The sequence below is a fragment of the Thioalkalicoccus limnaeus genome (assembly GCF_041197575.1).
Classification (GTDB): domain Bacteria; phylum Pseudomonadota; class Gammaproteobacteria; order Chromatiales; family Chromatiaceae; genus Thioalkalicoccus; species Thioalkalicoccus limnaeus.
This window is the reverse complement of the sequence record NZ_JBDKXB010000031.1, coordinates 16,107-32,343: the sequence shown is the minus strand read 5'-3', so window position 1 is coordinate 32,343 and position 16,237 is coordinate 16,107. Positions and strand designations below refer to the sequence as shown.

Sequence of the window (16,237 nt, the reverse complement as noted above, 5' to 3'; positions counted from 1 at the left end):
CTGGGCATTGCCTCGCCACTGGCCGACTACCCGCACATCGACGAGCAGCGTTGCGACTCCGTGCCGCTTTATCTCGCCCTCTCACGAGCGCTTGAGGAGGGTCAGGCAACTTGTTCAGCCTGCAGGAAATCCCTGAGCCATATCCCTGGGCGAGCCGGTCATCCAGCTCGACCGTCGACCCGGGGGGTCAGTAGCATCGGCATGTAGCGGAGGGTCCAGGGAACCAGGCAGGCGAGCCACAGGACCGCTGCGGCGAGGTTGACATGGTTCGCCACGCCGGGCGGCCACAGTGGCAGTTCGGCGCTCAGGCGCAGCAGCGCCGTGGCGGAGATTCCGAGGAAGCAGGCCCAGGTGAGCCGGTCGACGTCGAACGGCCGTCCCGAGTGCCCGAGCGTGACGCGCGTAGCCATGCCGATGGTCAGGCTGGTGATGAAACCGATGGCTAGGACGTGTTGCGGCCCGTGCCCGAGCCACCAGTGCCCGGTCAGGAGCAACCCCAGGCTCTGAATGACGAAGAGGACCATTCCGATCGCGAACCAGGCCCAGGCGATATGGAGCATCGCCAGTAGCCGGATCCCGAGGCTGCGCGGCAAGCCCCAATGCCACAGATGGTGCAGCGCCAGAAAAGCCAACGGCAGATCCGCGACGAAGCGCCAGACCCATTGTCCGGTCAAGGTCAGCAGGACGTGAGCCGCTACCGCGAGGCCCATCAAGGGCAGGGACCAGGCGGGCTGGACCCGCCGGTAGGGCCTGAGCACGCAGTCGGAGAAATAGGGAATCATCCGGTGACCCACGGTGACCAGCACCGGAATCAGAAAGAGCCAGAACCCCGCTACCAGCGATAGCCGATAGAGCCAGGTCGGTCCGCCGAGCCACCAGGTCAGCCAGGCGGCGATGCCAGCCCAGCCGGCGAGCAACGCGGCGTTGAGCCAGGACTCGTAGTGCTTATCCGCGGCCGGCGCTGTGCGGTAGACGCGCCACAGGGTCAGCAGGGCCAGCCCCCAGCCGGCGAGCAGCAGGAGCAGTCCGATGGTGACGAGTGTCCCGTCAGAGAACAGGCCCGCGTAGAAGAATAGGATTCCCGTGCTCAGCAGCGCCCACGGCGGCAGATAAAGATGCCGTGGGATCGGCTCGCCACCCATCCAACGCGGGTAGGTGGTCATCAGGAATCCGAACATGAAGAAGGGGAAGACGCCATAGAGCATCAGGAACGGATGCAACGCAAACCCAGGGACCTGGGTCGCGAGCGGTGACCACAGGCCGGTATGGCGGCCGGTGAGTTCGATGGCCCAGTAGACGAGGGTCAGCGGCAACTGCAGCATCCCCGACACGAACATGACGCGGTGAGGGGCCGCGGTGAAGTGATGCCAGGTACCAAATCGGGTGTCGTTCATCGGTCACACCTGGGTGGGTCGAACCGGTGGGTTGGCCAATGCCTCGACCGGTCGGGAGGAGGGTGGAGGGCCATCATGCGGCCCGCTCGACCCGGTAACGCTCGATCGCCAGCGTCAAGTTCCAGGTCAGGAGGACATTCGAGGCGGCAAACGCGAGGAGTGCCGGCTTCCACAGCGGCGACCAGACGAGCGCGACAAGCCCGGCGAGGAGCCCGATCAGGTGTAAGATCAACTGAATGTGGGCGCGCCGCGGAGTGATGATCTCGTGCATCGAAGGAACTCGTGGGCCGCCCGGCTGCGGGCTCCGGCCCCGGATCTGGTTCAGATGCAGCCATACGAGAAACGGCACGATCTTGTAGAGCATCCCGTTGATGATCGATATCGCGAAGCCGACGACGAAGAGCCAGGCCAGCATCAGGGGCCAGACGCTCTGCTGGCCGAGCGCGGGCGCGAGCGACCCGATCCCCCAAAGCAGGATCGCGCCGAGCAGTGCCAGGAGGCCGATGCGCCAGAAGGTCAGGGTGACATCCGGGACGCGTCGCCGCCGTTGTGCCTGGAGCCGCAGGGTGACGACGGCGAAGGCAGCCAGGGCCAGCGCCGCCAGGCCCGTGGCGAGCGCGCCCAGCACCGCCGTCCAGGGCGGCGCTGGCCAAAGCGTCGCGCCGGTCTGGAGCAGCAATTGGATGACGACGAACGGGGCGTAGAGGCGAGCGAAGGCGGCCGGGTATTCGGGGGTCATCTGGAACATGGGCACGACCTGGTAGGCGACACCGGCGATCAGCAGTCCGACCCATCCGATCAGACCCCAGGCCAGGTGCGGATTGGTCATGGTGCGCGGTAGCGACCAGCCGAGGCCGAGGTAGCCGGTTGCCAGCCAGGCGCCGAGCAGCAGGGTCGCGAGCAGCGAGAACACCGCCAGCCAAAGGGCCGTGATCGTCGGGCCGTGGGCCGGGCTTCTGGCCAGGCTGATCGACGCGCTGGCGATGAACAACAGGATGCTGATGACGACCAGCCCGCCGCCAAGGCCGATCGCCCAGGGGGTCAGGGCCATCAGACCCAGCCCGAGGATGGGCGTGCCCAGCGCGAGCAACCCAAAGAGCAGCAGAGCGACACCCCTCCCGCGGGGGATCGGCGAGCCGGCGACGACCGGCAGCATCTGCTGCACCGCACCGAACATAACCATCATCACATAGCCCAGCACCAGCAGGTGGGTGGCGCCGATCAGGGTCGGCGACCAGCGTGACATCACGACCGGTCCGTCGGTGATCAGGATCAGCGCGAACAGGGTCGCGAACAGCGGAGCCACGACCAGGAACGGCATCGGCACCCATAGGGGCGGCGCGCGCTCCAGCGACAGGCCGGCCAGCCCGATCATGCCGCTGCTTCCGGGATGGGACCGTCGGCGCGCCAGATCAGGATCTCGAACGGGCAGTCGGGCGGCATGCGGACGTGGTAGCGGAAGCCCTGGTCGGCGAGGATCCGATATAGGGGATAGGGTTCGCGCCGATGCCGCAGCCGCAGCAGGTCGCCGGCAGAGAGTTCTGGTAGCGTTTCTAGGACCCGTTCCATCGGCTCGGGGGGCGGGAGGTCCTGGACATCCAGCGTCAGGACCCGGGTTTCGTGGGTCATGGCACGAAGTCCCGCACCCGGTCCATCAAAGCGGTGCGCTGCGGCCCCAGGTGGCGGTCCGCCATCGGATAAAGGATCTGCTCCTCCTTGACGTTGTGTAATTGAATCAGGGTCATCAGGGTCTCCAAGAGGCCGAGGCTGGCAGCCTGGTCCTGTTGACCGATTGCGGCGCGCGCGTCGTTCAGCAGCGCACGCATCTGGGCGTGCTCACGACGCATCACCTCGGTCGGTCCGTGCGTGCTCCCGGTGGCGGCCTCGATGGCCGGGAACAGGAGTTCCTCCTCGCGGCCCAGGTGTCGCTCGAGATCCCGGTCGAAATCATGCAGGCGGTCTTGCGCACAGGTCCAGTCCCCGGCCGCGACAGCCGCCTCGAGGTCGGCGAGGCGATGATCGCAGGCGCGGTGGTCGGTCGTGAAGAAGGTCTCGATCGTCGTCATGGTCGTTCGTTTGCTAATGGGGGTGAGCGGGACCCTATCAGGAGACCGGATCGACGGGACTTGATTCTGGTCAAGTGGGTTCGGCTGCGGGGCCGCTCGCCGGTGCGCCCGGGCACTGGTTCGGTGACTCCAGGTGCGGTGGGTTCGTCGTCGGGGCGTCACGGCCGAACGGCGGATCGCGTTAGAATGGCGACATGACTCTGAACGACCTTCGCCGGATACCGCTGTTCGAGCCATTGACCAGCGAGCAGTTGGCGCGTATCCATACGGGGCTGCGCGAACGCCGCTGCGAGGCCGGGGAGCGGCTGTTCGCGCAGGGTGATGTCGCGCGCCACTTCTTCCTCGTCGCCGACGGGTCGGTCAAGCTATCTCGGCTCTCGCGCGATGGCGACGAGAAGGTCATCGAGGTGATCCAGGCCGGACAATTGTTCGCCGAGGCCGTGATGTTCATGGATGAGCGGCGCTACCCAGTCAACGCGACGACCGTCACCGAGACCCGGTTGATCCTGTTCGAGCATGCCCCGCTGCTCGGGTTACTGGACGAGTCGCCGGATGTCGCCCTGAAACTCCTCGGGAGCTTGAGCCGCCGCATCCATGGATTGCTTAGCCAGCTCGATGAACTCACGCTGCACAACGCGACCTATCGCTTGATCTCCTACCTGCTGTCCGAGGGCCGAGCCACGGCCGGCGAGGTCAGGCTGGCCGTGCCCAAGCAGGTCATCGCGTCGCGCTTGTCGATGCAACCCGAGACCCTGTCGCGCATCCTGGCCCGGCTGCGCACCCGCCGGCTGATCGAGGTCCAGGGTGATACCATCAAACTGTGCGATGAGCGCGGCCTGCGGGCCATGTTGGAGTCGTAAGCGCGTTTGTGGGGAGTCGCTCGCTGTCTCGATGGGTGGGATCGACGCGGTAAGGCCGATTGCCGCCCTCATTGCCGCAGCGGTCGCGGCGAATCTCAGTGCACTCACCCCGTTGCGGCTTCAGGCCAGGAGGGAGCAGGACATGATCCTCACCAACACCCGGCAGACGAAGCCGAGTCGCATGCTGCAAGTCATCCGATAGCCGAGACGGCGGGCTGGCGGATGCCAGAGGGGTGGATCCAGGTCGCGGGCGTGGTCATCGGCTCGCCGGCTCGGACCACTACCCCTCGTTGAAGACAGCCGTACCGCGGGGGAGGCATTCCATGATCACCAATGGCGGGGCCGCTGCCCGAAACCCGGACACGTCCGACTGGGATGCCGCGACCTACGACCGCCTGGCAAACCCGATGACGCGGTGGGGCCGGGTCGTGCTCGAACGGCTGCCTCTAGAGGGGCAGGAGCGGGTACTGGATGCCGGTTGTGGCTCGGGGCGGGTCACAGAGCATCTTTGCCAGCGATTACGCCGAGGAATGGTCATCGCGCTCGACCTTTCCCCGGCGATGCTCGCCGAAGCCAGGCGCCGACTGGCGCTGTTTGGCGAGCAAGTGACCTTCGTGCGCGCGGATCTGGCCCGACCCCTACCGCTGAAGGCAGTCGACGCCGTCTTCTCCACAGCGACCTTTCATTGGATCCGGGACCATGATGCGCTGTTCGCGAACCTCGCCGCTGTGCTGCGCCCCGGGGGGACGCTGGTGGCTCAATGCGGCGGCGCTGGGAATATCCAGCGTGTCCATGCGGCGGCCAAAGCAGCGGGTGTCGACCTTGATCCAACGCACTTCGCCACGCCCGAGGAGACGTCGCGGAGACTGATCACCGCGGGCTTCACCCGTGTGCAGTGCTGGTTGCACCAGGAGCCGACGCCGATTGCCCCGGGCGAGCCGCTGGAGACCTACCTGCGCACTGTCTGCTTGCGCCGGCACTTCGAGTTGCTCCCCGTTCCTGACCGAGAACCCTTCCTGCGCGAGGTTGCTCGGCGCCTGAAGGAACCCGTTATCGACTACGTGCGATTGAACATCCTTGCCCGACGGGCCTAGGCCATCCCAGCGCCACTGAGTTCCACCGCTCCTCCGCGGGAGTAGCGCGCTCGAGTCCATCGGTGTTGATGAGATTTTCTCCGCAGTCCGGTTCTAGGGCGGATCGGCGCGGCCGACTATAGGAATCTCGACGCCTGATCGGGACCGGGCGGTGCCCTCTGCGCCGAAGGGCGCTCGTTTCGGGGGATCTCGGTGGGCCTTGCGTGGGATTGGCGCACCCCGGCTGGCGGTGCTGCCCGCGCCCCTCGGATTTCGGCCCCGGCGTCGGGCGCAACGTCGCCGCGCACATCTGGGATCATCGCGATGACGAAGGATGCATCGGAGCAACGCATGCCTTGTTGTCCCCTGGTTGCCGACCGCTATGCGCATGGGGCCGACCGGCGCTCGCTCGCGTGGTGGATCCACGATCATCTGCCTTACAGCCGCTTGCACTTCTTCCCGAAGCTGGCCGCATTCAACCTGCAATGGCATGAACGACCGGAACGACGCATCGATAGCTACATTCCCCCGAAGGGCTGTCTCACCCGGCCGGGGATGGACAACCATGGCGGGGATCACGTTAGATGGTACGCGGACCTGTTGTCGGATCGAACCTCGATTCCTTGTGCGAAGATACGCCGAGCCCGCCGCGCTATCCGTCGTAATGAAAGCGGCAAGCGATGATGACAAGCTCTTCGTCTGTCGCGCGATAGACCAACCGATGGGTGTCGTCGATGCGTCTCGACCAGTAGCCGGAGGGGTTGCCGCGCAACGGCTCTGGCTTGCCGAGGCCAGCGAACGGCGCGCGAGCCGCGTCCTCGATCAATGCGGTGACCCGTTCAGGGTCTTCTTGTCTTGGCCTTGCCACTAGAGATACGCCTCCCAAACATCCGGTACGAAACGGATGGCACGCATGATCAGGCGCTGTGCGGATCGATCAATGTCCGCACCCCGGCCTGCGTAGGATGCCGGATTCCTAACGGCCTTCGCCGGCTGGCGGATGTTTGGCGATCACCGAATGCAGGATGGCGAGGGCCGTATCCAGGGCCGGCGAGTCGCTCTCGAGCGGATAGACGGCGTAGGCGGGGAGGCGGAATCGCGGTCCGTCGGCGACTTGGAACAGCTCGCCGGCACGCAGGTACGGGGCTGCGACCCGATCGGGGACGAAGCAGGTGCCGCCGTTGGCCAGGATCAACTGCAGAGCCAACCAGCCGATATTAGCCCGCTGAGCGGGTCGTTCGAGGTCCGGGTAGGCCTGCCGGTGCTGGGCGTAGAAGGTCGGCCCCCAATCGACGTGGACATAGCTGTCATCGAGTTCTACTCGGTCTGGGTCGCTGCTGATCAGTACCAGCGTCTCATCGAACAGGTGCTCGACCTGGAGTCCGGCGCCATGTTGTGGCGTGTACATCAGCGCCAGATCCAGTGTGCCGGCGATGATGCCGCGCATCAGGTCCTCCTCGAAGCCGATCTCGGTGCGCAGCGAGATATCCGGCGCGCGCTCGCGCATGCGTCCGGCCCAATGGGGCAGAAACCCGTCCCACAGCGCGATGCGCGCGCCGATCGTGAGGCTGGCACGAAAGCGGCTGGGCAGTCCGACATCATGGCGTGCCTGTTCGGTCGTCAGCAATAAGGTCTTCGCATGACGCAGGAACCGGTGGCCGGCCGGGGTCAGGCTTGCGCCGGCGCGGTTGCGTGTGAACAGTCGTGCGCCGAGGAACTGCTCGAGTGCCTGGATGCGGGCACTGACCGTCGACTGGGTGACATGTACGCGTTGAGCGGCTTCGAGAAAGCTGCCATGGGCCACGACGGCGAGGAAGGTGCGCACCTGTTCGATGTCCATCGTTATATATCGAAATATCCGATAATAATTGCCAATAGTTTTCGTTTGTCTTGAGGCAGATCGGCCGCTAATTTGACTACAGGGGGTGCGGTTGCGTTCGCGTTCGTCGGTGCGCCCGGTCGGGTCCACCGGGGATCTCGAGGGTATCGCGATCGCACACCGTTCATCGTCGATCTATCTCAAGGCCGTGGCGACCGATCCGATTCGCCGATTCGGGGTCTGGTCGTCACGCCGACGGCGCTTCTGGAGGCACGATGATTGCCGTTACCGTATCGATGAAGGTCACGCAGGAACCGCTGAAACGCACCCCGGTCGTCCTCCGGTTCGACGAGGACGGCCGCGAGACGGCACCGGTGCTGACCGACCGGTTGGGGACAGCCACCTTCGACCTCCCGCCCACCAGCGGCCAGGTCCTGGTGTCGGGGATCCCGCGCTATGACGGTCGACTGGATGGCGAGATCCGCATCGAGCTCTGGTCCATCACTCAATCCGAGCAGGGTTCGCACTGCCATCCGGGGACCTTCCCGTCCGGCAGCAACGCCTACCCGAGCATGACCACCCGGCCCGTCAAGGTCAATGATCACGAGGTGCTGACGGACAGCGAGGGCTATCTGGTCGACCCGGCCGATTGGTCGGAGGCCTTTGCGCGGGCGTTGGCCGTCGAAGAAGGGCTCGCCCTGCAATCCGAACATTGGGAGGTGGTCCGTTTCCTGCGTGGCTATTATGCGCAACAGGGGACGCAGGCCACGGTGCGCGACATGATCCGCCATTTCAGCCGGGTCTGGGGCGCAGACAAGGGCAGCAGCCGGTACCTGCACAAGCTGTTTCCGCGAGGCGGGCCGCAGAAACAGGGCAACCGGCTGGCTGGCCTACTCAGGACCAAAGGCGAGCATTGACCCGCACGGGCCGCGATCGTCGGCCTCGCCTTCAACGCTGATCCGGGGGTAGCGCCAGCTTGCCCCGGGCGGCGAGGTCAGCGCGCCGTTGCCGCGCCACGCGGCGGACCCGGCCGACCAGCGGTTTCAGTTCGGCCGCGGCGGCCATCGCATCCTCGACCGTCGCGGCCTTGCGCGCCTGCGTCGGCGCCGAAGGAAACTGCGGCTTATGGGGTTCGAGCAGTTCGTCGATCATCGCGCCTTCACCATGCGACTGACTTGGATGTCGGATGCGAAGACGACACCCATGTGCTTGTTGAAAAAGGGCGTCAGTCCCTCGAAGATCGGCCCGACCAGCTCCTGCGGTACGGCGCTGACGATCATCACCAGCACCGAATCGTCATTGAACATCAAGTGGCCCTTGTGCATGCCATGGGTGCCTTTGCCGGACAGGTTGTGGAAGACCGTATAACCGCTGACACCGGCCCGGTTCAAGAGGTCGACGACGAACGGCTGGTGTTCACCCTCGACGATGATCTCGAGTTTCGTCATGGCGCTGACCGTGAGTTCTTTCATGGCGTGACCTCCAGCAGCGCAGGGGTGGGCGGCGGTCTGACGTCGGGTCGGTGCGCGGGGACCGATCCCAGGCGGTGTCGGTCGCCGTCGGGATTTGGCTGGGGCCGCCACGCGCCCTGTTCGAACAGGAAGGCCGAACCACGCGACGGGTCCAGCACCAGCAGACGAACCCAACCATTGTGGACCAGTTCACGGACCTTGTGCACCTTGGCCAGGACCGCGTCGACGAACGACAGTGGCGCCTCGATGACCGTGACGAGGCGCATCGGCAAGTGGTATGGCCGCTGTCCGCGCAGCACCGTTTGGGCCGGCAGACCGGTGCGCAGATCGCTGAGATTGCCGGTCATGACGCCGAAGCGGCCGACGACGTTGTGGTAGATCTTGCTGCCGCTGCCGAAGACCTCGTTGTCGACCGTCGAGAAGTAGTAGTTCGTGTTGATCCACTGCGCGACGATCAGGGGACCGGACAGGATTCCGGCCAGCAGGTCGCCGTTCTCGTCCTGGCGATGGTCATAGGAATGCATGAAGGCGCGGCCAGCGAGATCGATGGCTTGGGTCAAGGCCCGCGAGCCGACGATGAACGAGGCGTTCTTGGACAGTCCCCACTCCGGCCGAACCTGGGTCCAATCCAGCGCGTGTCGTTTGACCCGCTTCGCCGCCGCCTCCGGCGAGTCCACGTCGGTGTCGCCGAGCTCGGCGCAGCGTTCACACGCGCATAGACGACCGGCCGCGACCAGATCTTCCTCGACGCGGGTGAGTTGCGTCAGGCGCCCGGGTGGCAGTTGGTCCAGGTCGAACAGGACGACCTCGTCAGTCGTGGTGTCGTGCAGTGCTGGGAGGAACCAGGTGCTATCAGGGATCGCGATACCCTGTTCGGCGAGCCGTTCTCGGACGTCGCGCCGGTTCGCCATCGCGGCGAACAGGCGCGCATTGACGGCCCCGTGATCCCCGCCGCACGCTCCGCAGTCGAGGGCTGATTCGTAAGGATTGTTCTGGGACGTGCTGCCGTGTCCGACGACCAGGATCAGCCGCGCGAAACCGCTGGTCAGTCCGATCGCCTTCAGGGTGTTGCGTACCATCTGGGTCTGATGGTCGAGATGGAAACCGATCCGCGCGAGCTGTTCGAGCTGGATCCTCGCCTGGTCGGGGTTGATGCGGTACTCGTAGCGCAGACTGGTCAGAAAGACCTCTTCGGCCGCCAGGCCGATGTCGAAACGGCGCGCGAGAAGGCTGGGGGTCGTCGGTATCCGACGGAGTGCGATCTCGCGCAACTCTTGGATCATCTCGGTCGTGATGGCCTCCCGTTTGAGGCCGAAATGCCGGTCGACGGCGCGCACGACCATCTCGTCCTGGAGGTGGGTGACCAGGTCCAGGGCCTCGTCTCGGGTGATCTTGTCGATCAACAGACGGGTTGGCTGGCGATCGGCTTCGAGTCGCCGGCGCCACCGGCTGTACGTGGTCGGGGCCAAGGTCTTGCCGACCATGTCGAAGCCGTACAGCAGCCCGACCGCCTCGACGGTGACATAGGGTGCCAGCGGGGTGCTCTTCAGGTCGTGGACCACCTCGGTCGCGACCTGGAACAAGGACTCCTGGTGGTCCTCGTGCCGGTGGGGCATCTCGAGGGCGACATGCTGCGGTGTCATGATCGCGGGACAGAGCGCCGCTTCATGGCCCTTGCCGAACTCGATGAAATTGACCGGGACGCCGAAGAATCCGGCGACGCCGTAGGTCTCGTAGTGCCCGAGGCCCTCGAGCTGGCGCCGCAGCCGCTCCGAGCGCACATCGATGCAGAACAGGGCCTGAATCTTCGAGGCCGGGACCGTCGCGGCCGCATCGGATCCCGGCGCCCGTGACCTGGCGCGTATCGGTGACGCGGCCAACGCGGCCAAGAGTCTCCGGATGTAGGTCCGCTCCAGCGCCTGGGTCCAGACGTAACCCTCGCGCGAGCGGAAGCCATAGACCGTCTCGATCAAGCGCCGGAGTGTTGACGATCGAAGTCGGGCGAGGTCCTTGCGGGCGATCCCGGCCCGCTCGCAGAGCTCCTGTAGGCGAACGGCGCAACTGGCCGCCTCGCGTCGTGTCTTCTCGCGCTCGTATTCGAGTCGCAGGGTCTTGATCCGTGACGTGTCGCCGCGCGCGACGGCGACCTCGACGCGATGCGCATAATCGGGCAGGATCGCGCCGGAGTGCAGTTCGTGGCGCAATAGGCACTCGTCCGGATTCCGCTCGAGACAGGCGACCCAGGCCGGATAGCGAAAGTCGCGCCCAAAGCGCCGCTGAGCCTCCTCGATCAAGGGCCAGGACAGCACCAAACGGATCGCGATGAAATCCACCAGATCCGCCGGGTTGCGCTCCTGCCAGTAGTAGCCCTTGGCCTGCGAGCGCCAGCGGATGAAGCCGGCCCACCCGTGAAGCTTGGCCAATTCGACCGTGAAATAGTCCATCCACAGGGCTTCCGGGATCTGCAGGCGCTGCATGACCAGATCGATCGCGGTCTCGGGGCGGTCGGCGCGTTCGAGGATCTGGCCGACATCGAGCCCGTGCAGGCGCAGGCGACGATTGCGTCGGGCGATCTGGCTCCATGCCCGGAACAGGCCTTGGCGACGTCCGGGCATGCGCCAGACGGATTGCCCCTCGTCGAGGAAATCCATGCAGCCCTTGACCAACAGTTCATCGAGGGTCTCGCCGATCCGTGTGCCGAACAACTGATCGACGAGATCGTAGAGCGTCAATTGCGTGCCGATCGATCGTTTGTCGAGTCGCTTCATCGTTACTCCGTCGTAGGTCTCAGTTCGGCGAGCAGGGCATCCGTGCTCGGAATCGCGTTGCCGCCCAACGTCGGCTGGTCCATGAGGGTCATCAGCGTCACCAGAATCCGCTTCAGATCGAGGTCTGCGTCGTCGTCCGGCCAGGGCCCGCCCAGGGCCCCGTCGGTCAGGAACTCGTCGATCAGCTGTTCGATGACCTCGATGTCGATATGGCCTTCCTGCAACAGGGCCTGATACTCGGTCCGGCGCAGGTAGCCCTGCGCGTGAAAGAGTCTCGTGGCCTGCTCGACGGCCTCGTCGAACGGCCGATCCTCGAGGCCGTGCAGCGGGTTGTGGTTGATGAAGTTGCGCATCGGCCACACGAACGGCAGGAACTCGCCGGCGATCGCGACCGTCGAGCGAATCTTGAGCTCGCGACCGAGATCGCGATGGGCCTCGCCCCGGTTCGCGGGCGCTCGCGCGCCACCGGCCGCGGTCGCCGAGTCGATCACGTGACCTGTCATAGGGCAACCTCCACGAGCAAAATGCCGAAGAAACCGAGCGTGATGAGTCCGCCGCCGATACCCAACGCGCGACCGAGCGCGAGGTCTTGGTAGGTCAGATCGTCGCGTGGCACGCCCCAGACGATCCCCTGCAGCAGGTTGACACCGGCCCAGGTCCAGAGGATCCAAGACAGACCGATCGGCACCAGGTATAGGGCAGCGTTCGCGGCGACGCCGCCAAAGGCCAGAGCCGCGATCGCGAAGAAGGATGGCGAAAAGGGCACCGCGATCGCGGCCAGTGCGGCGGCTATGAACAGGTACGCAAACAGCGGCATCGACGAGCAGAGCCCGGGATAGAGGCCGCAACGGGCGATGCCGAAGCGACGGGTCAGTTGATCGAGCAGGATGACCAGCGGCAACAGCGATACCGACAATCCGAGCGCCGGCAGCAACGGGTTCAAACCGATCGCGATGCCGATCCAGGTCAGCGCGAGGGCCGACGAATACAGGTGCGAGATCCAAATCTCGCCGTCTTTGGCGCTGAGCAGGCGAAAGGCGTAGATCACCGAGGTCAGGCCGCCCCAGATGCCGAACAGGTTGAGTATCAGTGGCTCCGGCGGCATACCGGCCGTCGCGAGGCCGACCAGGCTCACGCCCAGGACCGGGAAACACAGCAATACCGCGGCCTTGAAGCCAGGTCCGCGACGCCAGGCCGGTCCGGGGTCGCCGGTGTCGTTGACCTGGCCCTGAAGAAGCAGGTTGGGCAGGATGCTCAAAGGGTAGAGCGGCAGAAAGACGCCGGCGGCGAGCAGGAGCAGCAGGCTCATTTCACAACCACCGCAGCAGGGCGTTGAGGCGCTGCGAACGCACGATCAGACCGTCCGCCAGCCGCCGGTAAAGATCCCCGATGTAGAACTCGCGGGACATCAGGACATAGAGGGACAGATAGGCATGGCGAAAGCGTCGTGTCAGCGGCTCCTGGCGGGCGGCGGACCAGAACACCAGGAGCCAACCCATGGCGATCAGCGTCGCGAGGACCAGCATCAAGGCCACGAACACCGGTCCCGGCAAGGACGCGGCTTCATAGAGCGCCTCGCGGAACGCCGGATCCGGATACAGAAGCGTATCGATCGTGTGACCGACCAGCACATAGGTCAGGATCACCAGCGCGAAGGACAGAATCACATACCCGAGCAGCTTGAAGGGCCGGTCGCCGCCGATCTTGTAGACGAAGAACAGCGTTTGGGCGCCGGTAATCCAGCCGAACAGCAGCAGGATGATCGCGCCCTGGTGGCCGAGGAAGCCTTCATCCACCACTTGGTGGGCGCCAAAGACGATGAACAGGGGTACGACGATCGTGATCCCGGCGAAGATCACCCACGACAGGGGTGGTTTGGGCGCCTTGCGTTCGACCATGAACTTGTAGATCTCGCCCTCGGGGATGTTCGGATCCTTGCGGGCCTGTCCGATGAGGCTGCCCGAATTCAAGAACAGGGTGGCCTTGAACACCCCGTGAGCGATCAGGTGGTAGATGGCCAACGAGAAGGCGCCGAGGCCGCACTCCATGACCATGTAACCCATCTGTCCCATGGTCGAATACCCCAAGGCCTTCTTGATGTCGCTCTGCATCAACATCATGACCGAGCCCATGATGGTCGTCACCAGACCGATGATCAGCGCGAAGAGCAGCACCGAATCGGTGTGGACGAACACGGGCGCGAAACGATTGATCAGGAAGCCGCCGGCATTGACGATGCCGGCATGCATCAGGGCCGACACGGGTGTCGGGCCTTCCATCGTGTACGGGAGCCAGGTGTGCAGCGGGAACTGCGCCGATTTCGCGAACGCGGCGATCAACACCAGGGTTCCGACCGCACCTGTGATGGGCAGGCCGAAGATCGTCGTGCGGGTCGGGTCGGTGGCGATCGCGTCGAAGAGTTCGGGGATGCTCAGCGTACCGTACGCGTAGTAGAGCAGCGCGGCGGCCGCCATCAAGGGCAGATCACCGATCCGATGGGTGATCAGGGTCCAGAAGGCGTAGCGGTTCGCGGCCGCGCGCCGCGTGTCATGGTTGAGCAGAAAGTAGAGCAGCACGCCGATCGAGTGCCAGGCGAGCAACAGCGTTAGCAGGTCACCGGCCAGCACCATGAGCATGATCATGGCGTTGATGCCGTCCAGCTGCACGAAGAACCGCGTGTAGGCCGGGTCGTCGCGCATGTAGCGGATCGAGTAGAGGTGGACGACCAGGCTGATCGCGCTGACGGCCAGTGCCATCAGGGCCGTCAACGCATCGAAATAGAGGGTGAAGAGGCCGATCCCGATCGTCGCCAGCTGGCCCTGGCCGTCGCCGGAGACCTGCTTGACGAACAGGATCAGCGCGAGCACGAAGATCGCCAGGCTGAAGCCGGCGCTGACGCGCGCGACGCCCTCGCCGAGGCGCCGCGCCGAGACGAGGACCGTCACGGCCGAACAGACGCCGAGCAGCGGCAGAAGGTAGGCCAGATATGCAAGCAAGGTGATCCCTCTCCGGTCGTCGTCGACAGTGCGATAGCCGTTAAGCAGGAGTCATGCCAACCAGGCGCCGTTCGGCGCGCCGCTCAGCGGCTTGGGATCCTGGCGCCCGCCGAGCGGCGGCGACCGTCCCGACAGACTGGGGCCGGCGCGTTCGGGTAGGACAAAAGGGACCGCCGGTAACTCGTCGACTGCGACACTTTGTCCAATCGTGGCCGCCCCGGCCTGGCGGCCGAGCCGGCGCGGCGCCACGGCTGGGCCATCACCCTTGCCCGTAAGTCCGTCAGCTGCGATAGGTCAGGCGGTTACGAGGAAGCGTTATCTGCGGTTCGCAGTACCTGAATGCGACGCCTGATCAGGCACTTGCGCGGAATGAGTACTGTCATGGGCTGGGGCGGCGTTCTCGCCGCCAGATCGCGTAGGCGGCGAACAGAAGGGCGTGGCATTGTTTTTGCTTATTTCCGTCTCGCGGAGTTGGCCCATGTCCCTTGGGGCTCTGGCGCGGCGTCAGGTGGCCCAAGCGGGGCAGGGAGGCCCCGCCTTTTTCTGGCGGCCGGCTGGCCCCGGCCGATTAGGCCGCGGCGCGTCTCGTGGCGGCATCTCTCACGATAACGAGAAGGCTCGACAGTGAATCCACAGCTCTCATTCGATGGCGGATCGCCGTCCGGCGAACGACGCCCCGCCGCCTTGATCGATCGATTCGGTCGCCGCATTACCTATGTGCGGCTGTCGGTGACGGATCGGTGTGATCTGCGCTGCGTCTATTGCATGTCCGAACAGATGACCTTTCTGCCGCGCCATCAGGTCCTCACGCTCGAGGAGCTTGCGCGGCTCGGGCGGTGCTTCGCTGGGTTGGGGGTGACCAAGTTGCGGGTGACCGGAGGTGAGCCGTTGGTGCGGCCCAACGTCGTCTGGTTGTTCGAACGGCTCGGCGCGCTGGAACAGATCCGCGATCTGACCATCACGACGAACGGCACGCAGCTCGCGCGTCATTCGCGTGCGCTGAAGGATGCCGGCGTGACCCGGATCAACGTCAGTCTCGATACGCTGATCCCGGAGCGTTTTCGCAAGATCACGCGGCTCGGGCGGCTCGACAAGACCCTGGCCGGCCTGGAGGCCGCGCGCGCCGTCGGCTTCCAGCGCATCAAGCTCAACAGCGTCATCCTGAAGAACCGCAATCATGACGAGGTCGTCGATCTGGTGCGCTTCGCGATCGCGAACGGATTGGATATCAGCTTCATCGAGGAGATGCCGCTCGGCGTCATCGGTGACCATGACCGCGCCGAGGCCTACTATTCGAGCGACGCGATCCGGCGCGACCTCGAGGCACATTTCGATCTGCTCCCGACGATCGACAGCACCGGGGGACCATCCAAGTACTTCCGTGTTGCCGGCGAGGACACGCGGATCGGCTTCATCTCGCCACATAGCCACAACTTCTGCGGCGACTGCAACCGGGTGCGGGTCACCGCCGAGGGTCGGCTACTGCTCTGTCTGGGGCAGGAATACTCGGTCGACCTGCGGCGCGCGCTGCGCGCGAACCCGACCGATGACGAGCGAGTCAAGCAGGCGATCGTCGCGGCAATGGCCATCAAGCCGCGCGGCCACGATTTCGACCTCGGGGTCAAGCCGGTGATCTTCCGTCACATGAATATGACCGGCGGTTGATGTGGCGCGTCCGCTGGTGCGGGCCTACCGCTCGTTTCGTGTGCCGCTCTGGGAACGAGACGGGCGCGGCGAGTGGCGTCGCGGGGGACCGCAGCCTCGGATCCCGCTATTGGACGCCTAGCCC

15 protein-coding genes and 1 pseudogene are annotated in these 16,237 nt (G+C 65.2%); 4 read left to right on the top strand and 12 right to left on the bottom strand.

The annotated features are described in order from the left end of the window. Nucleotides 1-158 precede the first annotated feature (158 nt). The 4 genes from ABC977_RS16010 to ABC977_RS15995 form a co-directional block, all read right to left on the bottom strand. Nucleotides 159-1,394, bottom strand: a complete 1,236-nt coding sequence (locus ABC977_RS16010; protein ID WP_369668282.1) for an NnrS family protein — start codon at nucleotides 1,392-1,394, stop codon at nucleotides 159-161. Between the two features lie 73 nt (nucleotides 1,395-1,467). After that, entirely contained in the window at nucleotides 1,468-2,769 is a 1,302-nt protein-coding gene (locus tag ABC977_RS16005) for a hypothetical protein (RefSeq protein ID WP_369668281.1), read from the bottom strand. Continuing rightward, nucleotides 2,766-3,023 (bottom strand): DUF2249 domain-containing protein, encoded by a 258-nt coding sequence (locus ABC977_RS16000; protein WP_369668280.1) that lies wholly within the window; start codon nucleotides 3,021-3,023, stop codon nucleotides 2,766-2,768. The genes ABC977_RS16005 and ABC977_RS16000 overlap by 4 nt, the downstream gene beginning before the upstream one ends. Beyond that, nucleotides 3,020-3,460 (bottom strand): hemerythrin domain-containing protein, encoded by a 441-nt coding sequence (locus ABC977_RS15995; protein WP_369668279.1) that lies wholly within the window; start codon nucleotides 3,458-3,460, stop codon nucleotides 3,020-3,022. Before ABC977_RS15995 ends, ABC977_RS16000 begins: the two co-directional genes overlap by 4 nt. 194 nt (nucleotides 3,461-3,654) lie before the next feature. Here ABC977_RS15995 and ABC977_RS15990 point away from each other — a divergent pair, with 194 nt between their 5' ends. Together ABC977_RS15990 and ABC977_RS15985 are read left to right on the top strand one after the other, a co-directional pair. Then, nucleotides 3,655-4,320 carry a Crp/Fnr family transcriptional regulator gene (locus ABC977_RS15990; RefSeq protein ID WP_369668278.1) on the top strand — a complete coding sequence of 222 codons (666 nt, stop codon included), beginning with the start codon at nucleotides 3,655-3,657 and terminating at the stop codon, nucleotides 4,318-4,320. A gap of 323 nt (nucleotides 4,321-4,643) precedes the next feature. After that, a complete protein-coding gene (locus tag ABC977_RS15985; protein ID WP_369668277.1) occupies nucleotides 4,644-5,414 on the top strand; it encodes a class I SAM-dependent methyltransferase in 771 nt (256 codons plus the stop codon). A 631-nt stretch (nucleotides 5,415-6,045) separates the two neighbouring features. On the opposite strand, the pseudogene ABC977_RS15980 reads toward ABC977_RS15985, so the two are convergent. Further along, nucleotides 6,046-6,308, bottom strand: a pseudogene (locus ABC977_RS15980) (Txe/YoeB family addiction module toxin). A 61-nt stretch (nucleotides 6,309-6,369) separates the two neighbouring features. Then, on the bottom strand, nucleotides 6,370-7,233 hold the full coding sequence (locus ABC977_RS15975; RefSeq protein ID WP_369668276.1) for a LysR family transcriptional regulator: 864 nt from the start codon (nucleotides 7,231-7,233) through the stop codon (nucleotides 6,370-6,372). A gap of 254 nt (nucleotides 7,234-7,487) precedes the next feature. Between ABC977_RS15975 and ABC977_RS15970 the strand changes: the two genes are divergently transcribed. After that, on the top strand, nucleotides 7,488-8,129 hold the full coding sequence (locus ABC977_RS15970) for a TusE/DsrC/DsvC family sulfur relay protein (protein WP_369668275.1): 642 nt from the start codon (nucleotides 7,488-7,490) through the stop codon (nucleotides 8,127-8,129). 31 nt (nucleotides 8,130-8,160) lie between these two features. On the opposite strand, the gene ABC977_RS15965 is transcribed toward ABC977_RS15970, so the two are convergent. From ABC977_RS15965 to ABC977_RS15940, 6 genes are read right to left on the bottom strand one after another with little or no spacing between them, the layout of a single operon-like run. After that, entirely contained in the window at nucleotides 8,161-8,364 is a 204-nt protein-coding gene (locus ABC977_RS15965; RefSeq protein WP_369668274.1) for a hypothetical protein, read from the bottom strand. Then, nucleotides 8,361-8,684, bottom strand: coding sequence for a P-II family nitrogen regulator (locus ABC977_RS15960; protein WP_369668273.1), 324 nt, complete (start codon nucleotides 8,682-8,684; stop codon nucleotides 8,361-8,363). Before ABC977_RS15960 ends, ABC977_RS15965 begins: the two co-directional genes overlap by 4 nt. Continuing rightward, nucleotides 8,681-11,452 (bottom strand): DUF2309 domain-containing protein, encoded by a 2,772-nt coding sequence (locus tag ABC977_RS15955; RefSeq protein WP_369668272.1) that lies wholly within the window; start codon nucleotides 11,450-11,452, stop codon nucleotides 8,681-8,683. Before ABC977_RS15955 ends, ABC977_RS15960 begins: the two co-directional genes overlap by 4 nt. Before the next feature lie 2 nt (nucleotides 11,453-11,454). Next, on the bottom strand, nucleotides 11,455-11,955 hold the full coding sequence (locus ABC977_RS15950) for a putative inorganic carbon transporter subunit DabA (protein ID WP_369668271.1): 501 nt from the start codon (nucleotides 11,953-11,955) through the stop codon (nucleotides 11,455-11,457). Then, nucleotides 11,952-12,761, bottom strand: a complete 810-nt coding sequence (locus ABC977_RS15945; RefSeq protein WP_369668270.1) for a hypothetical protein — start codon at nucleotides 12,759-12,761, stop codon at nucleotides 11,952-11,954. Before ABC977_RS15945 ends, ABC977_RS15950 begins: the two co-directional genes overlap by 4 nt. A 1-nt stretch (nucleotide 12,762) precedes the next feature. Beyond that, nucleotides 12,763-14,448 (bottom strand): NADH-quinone oxidoreductase subunit 5 family protein, encoded by a 1,686-nt coding sequence (locus tag ABC977_RS15940; RefSeq protein ID WP_369668269.1) that lies wholly within the window; start codon nucleotides 14,446-14,448, stop codon nucleotides 12,763-12,765. Between the two features lie 624 nt (nucleotides 14,449-15,072). Between ABC977_RS15940 and moaA the strand changes: the two genes are divergently transcribed. Then, entirely contained in the window at nucleotides 15,073-16,113 is a 1,041-nt protein-coding gene (gene moaA, locus ABC977_RS15935) for a GTP 3',8-cyclase MoaA (RefSeq protein ID WP_369668268.1), read from the top strand. Nucleotides 16,114-16,237: the final 124 nt, after the last annotated feature.